Annotated in this window: 11 protein-coding genes, 1 tRNA gene and 1 pseudogene; 1 reads left to right on the forward strand and 12 read right to left on the reverse strand. The window is 51.3% G+C overall.

Features of this window, described 5'->3' with window-relative positions:
* Positions 1-327, forward strand: a pseudogene (locus tag DW819_RS15715) (hypothetical protein); the annotation flags it as partial.
* A gap of 477 nt (positions 328-804) precedes the next feature.
* Here the strand turns inward: DW819_RS15715 and DW819_RS10575 are convergent.
* The 12 genes from DW819_RS10575 to nifS all read right to left on the reverse strand — a co-directional run bounded on the left by DW819_RS10575 (position 805) and on the right by nifS (position 12,726).
* On the reverse strand, positions 805-1,791 hold the full coding sequence (locus DW819_RS10575) for a diaminopimelate dehydrogenase (protein ID WP_118733256.1): 987 nt from the start codon (positions 1,789-1,791) through the stop codon (positions 805-807).
* Between the two features lie 95 nt (positions 1,792-1,886).
* Complete coding sequence (locus tag DW819_RS10580; RefSeq protein ID WP_118733257.1) at positions 1,887-2,966, reverse strand: M20/M25/M40 family metallo-hydrolase; 1,080 nt, start codon at positions 2,964-2,966, stop codon at positions 1,887-1,889.
* Between the two features lie 77 nt (positions 2,967-3,043).
* The gene (locus DW819_RS10585; protein ID WP_118733258.1) at positions 3,044-3,910 is read right to left on the reverse strand and encodes an ATP-binding cassette domain-containing protein; all 867 of its coding nucleotides are present in this window, start codon (positions 3,908-3,910) and stop codon (positions 3,044-3,046) included.
* Complete coding sequence (locus DW819_RS10590) at positions 3,907-4,920, reverse strand: ABC transporter ATP-binding protein (protein ID WP_118733259.1); 1,014 nt, start codon at positions 4,918-4,920, stop codon at positions 3,907-3,909. Before DW819_RS10590 ends, DW819_RS10585 begins: the two co-directional genes overlap by 4 nt.
* A 13-nt stretch (positions 4,921-4,933) precedes the next feature.
* Complete coding sequence (locus tag DW819_RS10595) at positions 4,934-5,782, reverse strand: ABC transporter permease (RefSeq protein ID WP_118733260.1); 849 nt, start codon at positions 5,780-5,782, stop codon at positions 4,934-4,936.
* 3 nt (positions 5,783-5,785) lie between these two features.
* Entirely contained in the window at positions 5,786-6,715 is a 930-nt protein-coding gene (locus DW819_RS10600; RefSeq protein WP_118530493.1) for an ABC transporter permease, read from the reverse strand.
* Between the two features lie 91 nt (positions 6,716-6,806).
* The gene (locus DW819_RS10605; protein WP_118733261.1) at positions 6,807-8,456 is read right to left on the reverse strand and encodes an ABC transporter substrate-binding protein; all 1,650 of its coding nucleotides are present in this window, start codon (positions 8,454-8,456) and stop codon (positions 6,807-6,809) included.
* Positions 8,457-8,536: 80 nt separating this feature from the next.
* Positions 8,537-8,624, reverse strand: a tRNA-Ser gene (locus DW819_RS10610).
* Between the two features lie 101 nt (positions 8,625-8,725).
* Positions 8,726-9,985 carry an N-acetylmuramoyl-L-alanine amidase gene (locus DW819_RS10615; protein WP_182432628.1) on the reverse strand — a complete coding sequence of 420 codons (1,260 nt, stop codon included), beginning with the start codon at positions 9,983-9,985 and terminating at the stop codon, positions 8,726-8,728.
* On the reverse strand, positions 9,982-11,076 hold the full coding sequence (mnmA, locus tag DW819_RS10620) for a tRNA 2-thiouridine(34) synthase MnmA (protein WP_347560198.1): 1,095 nt from the start codon (positions 11,074-11,076) through the stop codon (positions 9,982-9,984). Before mnmA ends, DW819_RS10615 begins: the two co-directional genes overlap by 4 nt.
* Entirely contained in the window at positions 11,073-11,510 is a 438-nt protein-coding gene (gene nifU, locus DW819_RS10625; protein WP_118733262.1) for a Fe-S cluster assembly scaffold protein NifU, read from the reverse strand. Before nifU ends, mnmA begins: the two co-directional genes overlap by 4 nt.
* Before the next feature lie 31 nt (positions 11,511-11,541).
* Entirely contained in the window at positions 11,542-12,726 is a 1,185-nt protein-coding gene (gene nifS / locus DW819_RS10630; RefSeq protein WP_118733263.1) for a cysteine desulfurase NifS, read from the reverse strand.
* Positions 12,727-12,936 lie beyond the last annotated feature (210 nt).

Consider the following 12,936-nt stretch of genomic DNA (forward strand, 5'->3'; position numbering starts at 1 on the left):
TATGAATATGACGAAGAAAAAAACTACAAAATGCTTCAGGAGCAATACTGGAATATGGGACACGAGCGTGGCAAGAGCGAGGGAATGGCCGAGGGAAGAGCTGAGGGAAGAGCTGAAGGAAGAGCTGAAGGAAGAGCTGAGGGAGAACTTAAAGAAGCAATACGTTTGATCCTGATCAAAATCAAAAAACAACAGTCCCCGGAACAAATTTCTGGTTTTTTGGAATTGGATCTGAATTTCGTAAAAGCAATCTGCCAGATTGCAGCTCCAATGGCACCGGATTACGATCTGGATAAAATTTACGAAAAGTATCACGCTATAAAATAGATATATTGCAATATAAATCACCATCCGTAAAGTCCGAAGTTCCAGGCACACCATACAAGAAAATTCCAATGTGTCTGCTTATTCTGCATGACTGCCCCGGAACTTCTGCTGTACTGGTTATTCTACGATAATAATAAACGCAGCCAGAACATTGCTGACGAAAGCCTGTAATCCGACTTTTATCTGATAGTAGCGTTCTGGCTGCGTTTTCTTTTTATGGCAGAGTTAATATGGGCTGTAGTCGCTATTTTTCATAGCGAAGCCAATACAGCAGAAAGTGAATGAGACCACCTTCCGGGATTTTCAGCATATCAGGTGTTTGCATCTTGAGCACACACGTCCGAATGTGGCGGATGTTAATACGACACAGGCGAACGCGTGTTAGCGAGAGCAAGCAAACAACGATATGTGAAAATAGTAGGAAGGCGGTCTCTTTCACTTCCGGACCTTTATTCAGCTTTGTAACTCAAATTTTTATTAGAGCATATGTGCCCGCAGTTCTTCCGCGCTCTTCGGGGACAGGTAAGCCGGTGCCACATCAAATACGGTCTTGCATCCGCTCATGCCCTCTTTGTTCATGCGGCTGACTGCTCTTGCGTAAGCCACGATCACAGAACCGGTGAACTCCGGGTTGGAATCCAGCTTTAAGCTGTACTCAATGACATGCTTGTGCTCTTTCTCCATTCCGGTTACACCGGTACGGATCACCATGCCGCCGTGCGGCAGTCCGCTGTGGTCGCGCTTCATCTCTTCCTCGGTGATGAAGTGAACAGTGGTGTCGTAATCGGAGAAATAGTTCGGCATGGTCTTGATCTCGTTCTCGATCTTAGCCAGGTCTGCGCCTTCCTCAGCAACTACGAAGCACTCTCTGGTATGTTTCTCTCTGGTGGTCAACTCCGGATTGGAACCGCTTCTGACTGCCTCGACAGCCTTCTCTACCGGGATGGTGTACTGTCTGCAGTCTTTTACACCCTCGATGCGGCGTACTGCGTCAGAATGTCCCTGGCTCACGCCCTTACCCCAGAAGGTGTAATCCTTGCCTTCCGGCAGCACGCAGTTTGCGTACAGGCGGTTTAAAGAAAACATGCCCGGATCCCAGCCGCAGGAAATCAGGCTGACCTTGCCTGCCTTCTTTGCTGCTGCGTCCACTGCCGCAAAATGTTCCGGAATTCTTGCGTGGGTGTCGAAGCTGTCTACCACGTTGTACATGGAAGCGTACTGCGGAGTCTGAACCGGAAGATCGGTTGCGCTTCCGCCGCAGAGGATCAGCACATCCAACTCGTCCTGCATATGGGACAGCTCATCTGCCTGCAGAACCTTTACGCCTGCGGTGCGAACCTTTACGTTCTCCGGATTTCTGCGGGTGAAGACTGCCTTCAGCTCCATGTCATCATTCTGGGCAATGGCGCTCTCAACACCTTTTCCCAGATTGCCGTAACCTAAAATACCAACTCTGATGCTCATAACTTTGTTCTCCTTTATTGTGTATATTCAAGGGCCATTTTTTAACGGTCCCTTTCTGGCTTTTCTCGTGATACCCTGTAATACTCTCCTGCGTCTTAGATCTGTGCGTCCTTTACATACCAGTAAAGAAGTTCTACACTGTCCACCACATCGCGGATATCGCAGACTTCATAGGAATGCACATAACGCATCGGGATCTGGATGCCGCCGCTCTTGATGCCGCCGTTTAAGGTCTGCATAAAGCTTGCGTCGGTAGCGCCTGCCGCATAGGCCTCGATCTGGTAGGGGATATCGTGTGCCTTTGCGATCTGCTTCATTTCACGGACAAGGTCCCGGTTTGCCAGGATACCGCCAACGCCGGCGCTCAGCTTATCCATCACCTTGATGGAGGTGCCGCGGCCCAGCTCGTTGATGTAGCGGCTCTCGGAAACCCCCGGAATGTCCACAGCCAGGCTCATGTCAAGCGCCAGGGCTACATCCGGTTTTAAGCGGGTGGCTGCCGCAATGGCGCCGCGGGCTCCCACCTCTTCCTGGGTGGAAAACAGGCCATAGATATCCGGTACATCCGCATCATCCTTTAAGAGCTTTAATACCTCTAACAGAATAAATACCAGTGCCCGGTCATCTAATGCCTTTGCGCCAATCCGGTGTTTTCCAAGGAAGATCACCGGATAGCAGATAGAAACGGAATTTCCTTCCTCGATTCCCATCTCATATACTTCCTCACGGCTCTCCGCGCCCACTTCAATGTAAAACTCCTGTGCGGATTTCGGCATCTCAAAGCAGCGGTCCGGACGTCCCGGATGCATGGACTGCACAATGCCGTCCACATGGCCGGTCTCCGTCTTAATGATCACATGCTTGCCGAAAAACTGCTGCGGCGCGATGCCGCCCAGAGTCTCTACCCATAAAAATCCTTTGCTGTCGATGTGGCGGATGATAAGTCCGATCTCATCCATATGGGCTGCGATCAGCACGCTGCCCTTTTTATTTCCCTTCTTATACGCGATGAGGTTTCCCATCACGTCATCGGAAAGCTCTACGTCACAGTCTGCCAGCTCTTTTCTTAACAGATCTGCCACTTCATCCTCGAACCCGGAAGGTCCCACTGCGTCACACAGCGGTCCGATCAGGGCACGGAAATCCGCTTCAATCTGGCTTCTGTCCAGTTTCATAAATTGCTTCCTCCGTTTTTCTTCCAGTTCCAAACAGCTTTTCCGTTCCTGGCCTCATGTTGCACAGACACCGGCAATCAGCTGTTCTCCTTGTCCAGTTCATCATAGCACGCCTGATACGAAGAATCAAATGCTTCAAAATCCATTTTTTCTCCGATTTTCGGGATGCTGCTTAAGAGCAGCTTCGTGTAGTCATGCTTCGGATGGGAAAATATCTCATCTCTGGTTCCCTCTTCCACCACATGGCCACGATACATGACCATCACACGATCTGCAATGTGCTTGACCACACCAAGATCGTGAGAGATGAAAATATAGGAAATATTTAACTTCTGCTGAAGCTCCTTTAACAGATTGATGATCTTCGCCTGCACGGATACATCCAGCGCAGACACCGGCTCATCGCAGATGATGATCTCCGGCTTTAAGATGATGGCCCGGGCAATGCCGATCCGCTGGCGCTGTCCGCCGGAAAACTCATGCGGATAGCGGTCCGCAAAGTCCCGGTTCAGGCCGACCAGCTCCATGGTGTCCAGGATCAGTTTTTCCCGCTCTTCCTCTGTCTTATAGCAGTGCTCGATATCCACCGGTTCCCCGATGATATCCCGCACCGTCATACGCGGATTTAAGGAGCTGTAGGGATCCTGAAAGATCATCTTGATATTTCTGCGGGCTTTTTTCAGCTCCTCGCCCTTCAATTTCAGGAAATCCTGTCCCTTTAAGATGACCTCACCGGAAGTCGGCTCCGTCACGCGGATCAGGGATTTCACGGTGGTAGATTTGCCGCAGCCGCTCTCGCCTACAATGGCCAGCGTCTCACCGCGGTGCAGGGTAAAGCTGACGCCGTCCACGGATTTTACATATTCCTTTTCCCCGAACAGTCCCTTTCTTCCCACCATATAATATTTCTTTAAATTCTTTACCTGAAGGATCGTCTCACTCATGCCTGCGCTCCTCCCTTGCTTTGACTCTCAGTGTGTTTTTTATTGTCCTCATACAAAAAGCATCGCACCAGATGACCGCTGTTTTCCACGAGCTCCGGGCGTTCATTTCTGCACTGCTCAGTTGCATGGGCACAGCGCGGGGAAAAGATACAGCCCTTTGGCAGATCATAAAGCATCGGTACATTGCCCGGAATGCTGAGCAGGGTGTCTTTTTCTTCATCAAGACGCGGGATGGCTGCCTGCAGTCCCTGGGTATAGGGGTGTTCCGGCTCCGTAAAGATTTTTTCCCCTTCGGCGTACTCTACCAGCTGGCCCGCATACATGACTGCAACGCGGTCTGCCATCTGGGAGATGACGCCCATATCATGACTGATGAAGATAACCGATGTGCCGGTCTCCTTCTGCAGACGGCGGATCAGTCCCAGGATCTGGGCCTGCACCGTAACATCCAGCGCCGTGGTCGGCTCGTCACAGATTAGCAGCCTCGGTCTGCAGATCAGCGCCATGGCAATCATGATGCGCTGGCGCATACCGCCGGAAAGCTGAGCCGGGACCTCGGAAAACACCTTTTCCGGGCGGGCAATGCCAACGGAACGGATCATGGCAAGAGCACGCTCCTTTGCCTCTGCCTTATTCATTTTCTCATGGGAGGTAATGGTCTCCACAATCTGGCGTCCGCAGGTCATCAGCGGGTTTAAGCTGGTCATTGGCTCCTGGAAGATCATGGAGATACCGGTTCCCCGGATCCTGCGCAGATCCTTTTTTTTCATGCCCACCAGTTCCTGTCCCTCAAACTGAATACTGCCTCCGGTCACCTTTCCCGGATGAGCCACCAGTCCCATGATGGCAGAAGCCAGCATACTCTTTCCGCAGCCACTCTCACCCACGATGCCAAGGGTTTCCCCCGCTTTCAGTGTAAGACTTAAACGGTCGATGACCGGAAGCTCGCCGCGGTCGGTAAACAGCCGCACATCCAGATCTTTAATTATAAGAATGTTTTCGTTTTCCATGTCGTCTTCCTTTCTATTTGCGCAGTTTCGGATCCAGCACATCCCGCAGGCCATCGCCCAGGGTATTGAAGGCGATCACGGTGAGAATGATGCAGAGTCCCGGAAACAGGCTGTAGTAGGTGTTGGTACGGATGAAGGTCTGGGCGCCGGAGATCATGGAGCCCCAGCTTGCGGTCGGGCTCGGCACGCCAAGTCCCAGATAGCTTAAGCTGGCCTCAGTCAGGATCGCGGACGGGATGCCCAGGGTACAGGACACGATCAGCATTGGGATACAGTTTGGGAATAAGTGCTTTAAAATAATGCGCAGGCTGCTTCCGCCGTCAATTCGGCAAGCCTGAATATATTCCTGCTCCTTGAGCTGCAGGACTGTGCCGCGGATCAGCCGGGCCGTATTGGCCCAGGATAAAAATCCCAGAGTCAGATACAGATTCATAAGGCCGGATCCCAATGCATACATGAGGGCCATGGCAAACAGCAGCGCCGGGAAGCTGGAAAACACCTGGATCAGAAAAGAAATCACATCGTCTACCTTCTTCCCGAAATAACCGGCGCACACACCCATAAAATAGCCGATCACAGAGGCGATCAGCTGGGAGACCAGGCCGACGCTTAAGGATACCCGGCAGCCGTAGAGACAGCGTGTCAGAATATCACGGCCAAATTCATCGGTACCAAACAGATGCTCAGCGCTTGGAAACAGCAGCTTGTCTGCCAGTACCTGCTTATTCGGGTCATATGGAGTGAGAGCCGGTGCCAGGATCGCAGATACGGTCAGGATCACCAGGATCAGGAGAGACAGTACCGCCAGCTTGTTTTTCCAGAACAGCTTTAAGCTCTCGGAATAATAATTCTTTTTTCTCATCAGCTATTCTCCTTTCGTCAGGCGGATGTTCGGGTTGATGACCGCGTACAGAATATCCACGATAAAGTAGATCAGGACACAGATTGCCGCCACATAGATCACGCCGCCCTGCACCAGCGGAATATCCCTGCGGTGGATTGCATCGATCAAAAGCTTACCAATTCCAGGAATGTTGAACACGTTCTCGGTGATCATGGAACCGGTCAGGAGTGCGCCGATATCCGTACCGATCACGGTGATGATCGGTACCAGAGCATTCTGGAAAATATGGATCAGGATGATGCGCCAGGAATACAGTCCCTTTGCGTAAGCAGTCTTGACAAAATCCTGACCGGTCACCTCCAGCATGCTGGCACGGGTAATGCGGGCAATAGATGCCGCATAGCGCACACCCAGGGCCGCAGACGGAAGCACATAGCCGATCGGACTCTTTACGCCGGATACCGGAAAAATGTCAAAACGCAGTCCTACATAAATCTGAAGAATGATTGCTACCCAGAACGATGGGGCAGAAATTCCCAGGGCGGAAAGACTCATGAGAATCCTATCCAGCGGACGGTCATGATAAACAGCCGCCAGAATGCCGGTAGTCAGCCCCACGATCAGCGCCACGATGTACGCTGCGGTAGCCATGATGACCGTGTAATGGAATGCCTGCAGGATCAGGGTAATAACCGGTTTTTTCTGAAAATAACTGGTTCCCATGTCTCCGTGCAGAAGATCTTTCAGCCAGTTGAAATACTGGACCGGAAGCGGGGTGTCGAGTCCCATCTGTGCCTTCACCTGGGCGATCTTGTCTGCATCCGCAAACTCACCCAGCATTGCCGCTACCGGGTCACCCGGGATCACATTCAGGATAAAAAATGTGATCAGGGAGATGGAAAAAATAATGCCGACAGCCAGGGCCGCCCGCTTTATGATATATCGGATCAAGCGATCTCCTCCTTTGTTTTTAAGTGATTGAAACAGAAAAGGGAGTCCGGCATGCCGGACTCCCACGCGCCGGAGCGCTTTTTGATTTCACTTACTGATTCTGTGCTGCGGTATCTACATCCACATTCCAGAAATGATAGATCAGGTTGCCCACCTTGTAGTTCTTCACATACGGTTTTGCGATGAACTGGGACTGCGGATAATACAGCGGGATGCATGCGTAATCTTCCTGGGACAGGATCTTATCTGCCTCTTTGTACATATCTGCACGAGCAGTCTCGTCGGTAGACTTTCTTGCCTCATCCAGGAGCTTGTCAAAATCTTCGTTCTTGTAGAATACACCCTGTGCGTCAGATCTGTTGGAATAGAAGTAGTTGTACATCTGGAAATCTCCATCCGGATACAGCGCATTCCAGGTAGTGCCGGTCATCGGGATCTTTCCTGCGGTTCTGTCAGAGTTGTAGGTTGCGTTATCGACCACAGTCAGCTCCATGTTGATGCCAACCTCAGCCAGATAACCCTGAATGGCGGAAAATACAGCCTGGTCAGCCTGACGGACCTCTGCGTTGATCGTGAAGCCGTCTGCGTAACCGGCCTCTGCCAGGAGTGCCTTTGCCTGCTCCGGATCATACTCGTATACGGAGAGAGAATCGTCATGTCCAGGAATGCCGTTATTTAAGTAAGAGGTAGCCGGAATACCTGCTCCGTTTAACACTGCGCTGACCAGCTCCTCACGGTTGATGGCCAGAGAGATAGCCTTTCTTACGTTCACATCACTTAAGTACTGATCCTTTAAGTTCATGGAGATAAAGGAGGTACCAAGCGGATGGTAAGCGGTGATCTCATCTGCATAGTTTGTCTCGTACTGGCTTAACAGGCTTGCATTTAAGTCTGCCAGGTCAATATCACCATTCTCGTATGCGATCAGCTTGGTCTGGTCATCATCGTAGAAGATGATATCCAGCTCGTCTAAGTTTACCTCACCGCCGTGGTAATCCTCATTCTTTACAAGAACAACCTGGGTGGTATCATCGTTTTCTGCAATCTTGTACGGACCGGTACCGATCAGATCGGTGCCAAGGCCCCAGTTCTCACCGGCTGCGGTACATGCGTCCTCCGGGAAGATATCTGCGTAGGAAGTACCAATGTTCTTTACAAACGGTGCAAATGGATACTCGAGCGTGATGTTGAAGTGATAATCATCCACGATCTCAAAGCCGGCCAGCTCGGTAGCACTTCCTGCCAGCATATCCTGTGCGCCTTTGATCATGTTGAAGTAAGCAGTGCTCTTTGCTGCGGTAGCCGGAGTAAACATACGCTCAAAGGTGAATTTGACATCCTTACTGGTCAGCTCGGTGCCGTTGGTGAAGTGTACGCCCTGCTTTAACTCAAAGCTGTAGGTCAGCCCGTCGTCAGAAACTGTTGGGAAATCGGTGATCAGCACCGGCTCCTCGTTGTTATCATCGTCAAAGCGAAGCAGGCTCTCCGTTACCTCATCTGCGATGGATGCCGCTCTGGAACTGGTAGAGGTCTGCATATCCAGACCATCTCCTGCGTTTGCCTGTCCAAAACGCAGCACCTTCTTTGCGCCCTCCCCGCCTGCGCTCTCAGAACTGCTTTCTGCTGCAGCGCTGTTCTGATCTGCTGCTGCAGTACTCTCAGAAGTCTTGCCTCCGCAGCCGCTTAAAGCCAGGGCTGCAACACTGGCGGATACCAGAGCCGTTAAAAATTTCTTTCTCATAATATTTCTCCTCTCTTGTAGAACTATGATGAAACAAAAAACCGGAACTCCCGGAGATCCGGGGAATTCCGGTTGCTTTACGGAGATAGAGAGATTTGAACTCTCGCGCCGGTTGCCCGACCTACCGCATTTCGAGTGCGGACCCTTCAGCCACTTGGGTATATCTCCATTTGTCACCTGTACTGTAACACTGTAACGCAGTAACTCATGTATTATACACGAAAAATGGCCGGTTGTAAATATTTCTGTCTCTATTTTTAAAGGAATTCTTACTTTCCAAAATAAGCATCCACTCCGTCTGCCAGGCCGGTTCCCAGCTGATCCAGGGTTGACGCGGAATGGTCGGAAGCGCCGTCTCCCAGCTCGATATCAATCGAAGGAATTGTGGAGTAGGAAGTCTGGGTCAGATCCATCTCCATGCTGCCGCCGGAGAAAATCTTCACGCCTGCATTCTTCAGACCTGCCACAAGGCTCTCACCCAGGGCATTATGCTGCTGCCAGTGGGAAGCCACCGGCTCCATGGCGCGGTAGGATGCCACATTGGGAACACTCATATAAAAGGCGCCCTTGTTGCTTTTTGTGGAATCCCAATGCAGAGCAATGTGGCAGTCTGCTAGGTTATTTGCCAGCACAGTACGGGCCACGTTGTCCAGCTGGACATCATCACTCTCGCGGATCATCAGTACATCATAACCGCGGGCCAGAAGCTTATCTTTTAATACCCTGGCCATAGACAGGGTTACCTTCGCCTCCGGGGTTCCGTCCGCAAAGGTCATGCCGCCGGATACAGCTACCGCTGTGGTGGCACCGGCGCTGGTGGTTCCGCTGGTCACCTTCGGAGTTCCATCCGGATGGCACTGGGTCTTCACACTGCTGCCGCCCTTGGTTCCGTGACCGGCATTGACGCAGACTACTTTATTCTTACGGGATGCCGCCTCAGAGCGGTAGAGCACAGCCTTGCCACTGTTGATCTTCGACATGGAAGCGTACTTCCAGTCCATATTCAGGCCCACCTCACCTGCACTCTGGGAAGCAGATGCTGAACTGCCTGCCTCTGCATTCTGGCCGGAGGCTGCAGCCGTTTCTGCCAGCTTTTCTGTTGTAAGATAGCCAGACGCCGCATAGCAGGTCTTTCCCTCGTATTCCACCCGGCTCCAGGTTCCGTTGTCACCGGTGCGTTTTAACGCAGTTCCGTTTGCAGGAGCTGCGATCACCTCTGTGCCCGGTGCCGGAGAAACCCGCAGGTTTAAGGTCGTTGCTTTCACATACACGATCTCATCCCGCGTTTCCATAGTCGGTGCTGACTCTGTTGTCCGTTCTGCCTTTTTCTCACTGATTCCGGCTGTCTGGTCCGGTGCGTCCTGACCGGTCGCATCTGTCCCTGCCTGAGCTGCTGCATCTGTTCTGACCTGGGCCACAGTTTCTGCTGCGGTTCCCGACACGTCTACTTTCTCATATTTTGACTGACACCCGGCTGTCATAAGCATAACCGCCGCTGCCGCCCCAAGTAATACACTTCTTTTTTTCATCGGATGATGGTTCCTCCCCCTACAACATAGTCTCCATCGTAAAATACCACAGCCTGTCCCGGGGTTACCGCCCGGACCGGCTCTGAGAACCGGCACTGCACCAGATCTTCACCAATTTCTTCAATGACGCAGGGCGCCCCCTTGTGGCTGTAGCGGATCTTGGCACTTACCTCCATGGGCTTTCCGTGCAGGCCGTCAACTGCCATCCAGTTTAACTTGTTGCAGACCAGGGAATCCGTGAACACATCGCCTGCCTCACCAATAACAACCTCGTTGGTCTCCGGCCGGATCTCCGTCACAAATACCGGATATCCCATGGCAAGGTTTAAGCCCTTTCTCTGACCGATTGTGTAGTGAGTGATACCCTCATGGCGGCCGATGACCGTGCCGTCTGCCGTCACAAAATTGCCAGGTCCCGGCACATTTTCTGCCTCGCGCTCAATAAATCCGGCATAATCATTGTCCGGAATAAAACAGATTTCCTGACTGTCTGCCTTGTGGGCCACCTGCAGGCCGATATCCTCCGCGATCTGACGGATCTGGTCTTTCGTGTACTCGCCCACCGGCATAAGCGTATGGGAAAGCTGCTCCTGGGTCAGATTGTACAGCGCATAGGTCTGATCCTTTGCCGCAGTAGCAGATTTCTTTAAGGAATATCTGCCGTTTGGCAGCTGCTCTACCCGCGCATAATGACCGGTAGCAATATAATCTGCCCCAATGTCGAGGCTTCGCTTTAACAGGGACTCCCACTTTACATAGCGGTTGCAGGCAATACAGGGATTCGGAGTCCGCCCGCATAAATACTCGCCCACAAAATAGTCCATGACATTGTCCCTGAACTCCTTTTTAAAGTTCATGACATAATAGGGGATCTCCAGCTGCCATGCAACACGTCTTGCGTCATCAACGGCAGAAAGACCACAACAGCCTCCGTTTTCCTGCTGCGCGGTCTCCTCTTCATCCTGCCAGATCTGCATGGTGACGCCAATAACGTCATACCCCTGTTTCTTTAAAAGCCAGGCGGCAACCGATGAATCGACGCCGCCTGACATTCCAACTACTACCTTCTTTTTATTTTCTGCCTGAATCAATACTCTTCTTCCTCTTCCTCTTCGCTGATGTCAGACTTCGGCTTCTCCAGACCTTCGATCTTGATGCCGTTCTTCTCAGCGTAATCCCACAGAGCTGCATGAATGGCTTCCTCTGCCAGTAAGGAACAATGCACCTTCACCGGCGGAAGTCCGTCCAGGGCCTCCATAACGGCTTTGTTGGTTACTTCCAGGGCTTCCTGAATGGTTTTGCCCTTAACCATCTCGGTAGCCATGCTGCTCGTTGCAACTGCTGCGCCGCAGCCGAAGGTTTTGAACTTACAGTCCCGGATGATACCGTTGTCGTCGATGTCAAGGTAGATTCTCATGATATCGCCGCATTTTGCGTTGCCGACCGTGCCGACACCACTGGCATTCTCAATCTCACCGACATTTCTCGGATGCTGGAAATGATCCATAACTTTATCTGAATACATAGTGTTTATCTCCTTTTCTTATGAAAACCAATTACTTTGCCTGATGCTTGATAAAATCCTCATACAACGGGGACATGCTGCGCAGTCTTGCCACGATTGCCTTTAAGCTGTCTACAGTATAATCGATATCTTCCTTTGTGGTTTCCTCACTTAAGGTCAGACGCAGGGAACCATGCGCGATCTCATGAGGAAGTCCGATGGCCAACAGTACATGGGACGGATCCAGAGAACCGGAAGTACATGCAGAACCGCTGGATCCGCAGATACCCTTATCGTCAAGCATAATCAGCATGGACTCACCCTCGATAAACTGGAAGGAGAAGTTTGCGTTGTTCGGAAGACGGTTCTCGCGTCTGCCATTGATGCGTGCGTATGGGATCTCAGCGATAACGCGATCCATCAGATAGTCACGCAGCTCGCTCTCGTATTTGATGCGCTCTTCCATGTTTGCAGCAGCAATCTCCGCTGCCTTGCCAAAGCCTACGATACCCGGAACGTTCTCGGTACCTGCACGGCGTTTGCGCTCCTGTGCACCGCCATGGATGAAGGAACGGATCTTCACACCGGTACGGATGTAAAGGAAGCCAATCCCCTTCGGTCCGTTGATCTTGTGGCCGCTGGCACTCATCATGTCGATGTGTAAGTCATCGACGTTGATCGGTACATGTCCATATGCCTGTACGGCATCGGTGTGGAACAGAATGCCATGCTCCTTTGCGATCTCGCCAATCTCTTTGATCGGCTGGATGGTTCCGATCTCGTTGTTTGCAAACATAACGGAAATGAGAATGGTAGTCGGGCGGATAGCCTTCTTCAGCTCATCTAATTTCAAAACGCCGTTCTCGTCTACATCGATATAAGAAACCTCGAAGCCATGGTTCTCCAGCCACTCACAGGTATGCAGAATGGCATGGTGCTCGATCTTGCTGGTAATGATATGGTTTCCCTTGCTCTTGTAAGCCTCTGCGGTTGCCTTTAATGCCCAGTTGTCAGACTCGCTGCCGCCGCCGGTGAAATACAGCTCGTTTGTCTTTGCGCCGATGGACTTTGCAATAGCCTCACGGCCTGCCGCAACTGCCTTCTTCGGCTCATCAGAGAAGCTGTAGATAGAGGACGGGTTGCCATAAAACTCCGCAAAATATGGAAGCATAGCCTCAACCACTTCCGGTCTGGTCTTGGTTGTTGCCGCATTATCCAAATAGATTGTTTTCTTCATATATAGATCCACCTTTCTGGAAAAATTACGATGATGATATCCGGCCGTCCGCGCACGCAGCCAGCCAGACTTTCTTCATGACAATCCTTATTATAATCTTCATTTCATAGTATTTCAATAGGAATTAACAAATTTATGAAAATTTTTATCGATTTCCCGAAAAAGTACAACCAGAAATCCTGTTTTAGAGCGTATCTGTGGTATAATCAT

It is taken from the genome of Clostridium sp. AM33-3, assembly GCF_003480315.1.
Classification (GTDB): domain Bacteria; phylum Bacillota; class Clostridia; order Lachnospirales; family Lachnospiraceae; genus Brotaphodocola.

Excerpts from the sequence above, each read along its gene's own strand:
- DW819_RS10575 (WP_118733256.1), bottom strand. The coding sequence starts at position 1,791 with ATGAGCATCAGAGTTGGTATTTTAGGTTACGGCAATCTGGGAAAAGGT.
- DW819_RS10580 (WP_118733257.1), bottom strand. The coding sequence starts at position 2,966 with ATGAAACTGGACAGAAGCCAGATTGAAGCGGATTTCCGTGCCCTGATC.
- DW819_RS10585 (WP_118733258.1), bottom strand. The coding sequence starts at position 3,910 with ATGAGTGAGACGATCCTTCAGGTAAAGAATTTAAAGAAATATTATATG.
- DW819_RS10590 (WP_118733259.1), bottom strand. The coding sequence starts at position 4,920 with ATGGAAAACGAAAACATTCTTATAATTAAAGATCTGGATGTGCGGCTG.
- DW819_RS10595 (WP_118733260.1), bottom strand. The coding sequence starts at position 5,782 with ATGAGAAAAAAGAATTATTATTCCGAGAGCTTAAAGCTGTTCTGGAAA.
- DW819_RS10605 (WP_118733261.1), bottom strand. The coding sequence starts at position 8,456 with ATGAGAAAGAAATTTTTAACGGCTCTGGTATCCGCCAGTGTTGCAGCC.
- DW819_RS10615 (WP_182432628.1), bottom strand. The coding sequence starts at position 9,985 with ATGAAAAAAAGAAGTGTATTACTTGGGGCGGCAGCGGCGGTTATGCTT.
- nifU (WP_118733262.1), bottom strand. The coding sequence starts at position 11,510 with ATGTATTCAGATAAAGTTATGGATCATTTCCAGCATCCGAGAAATGTC.
- nifS (WP_118733263.1), bottom strand. The coding sequence starts at position 12,726 with ATGAAGAAAACAATCTATTTGGATAATGCGGCAACAACCAAGACCAGA.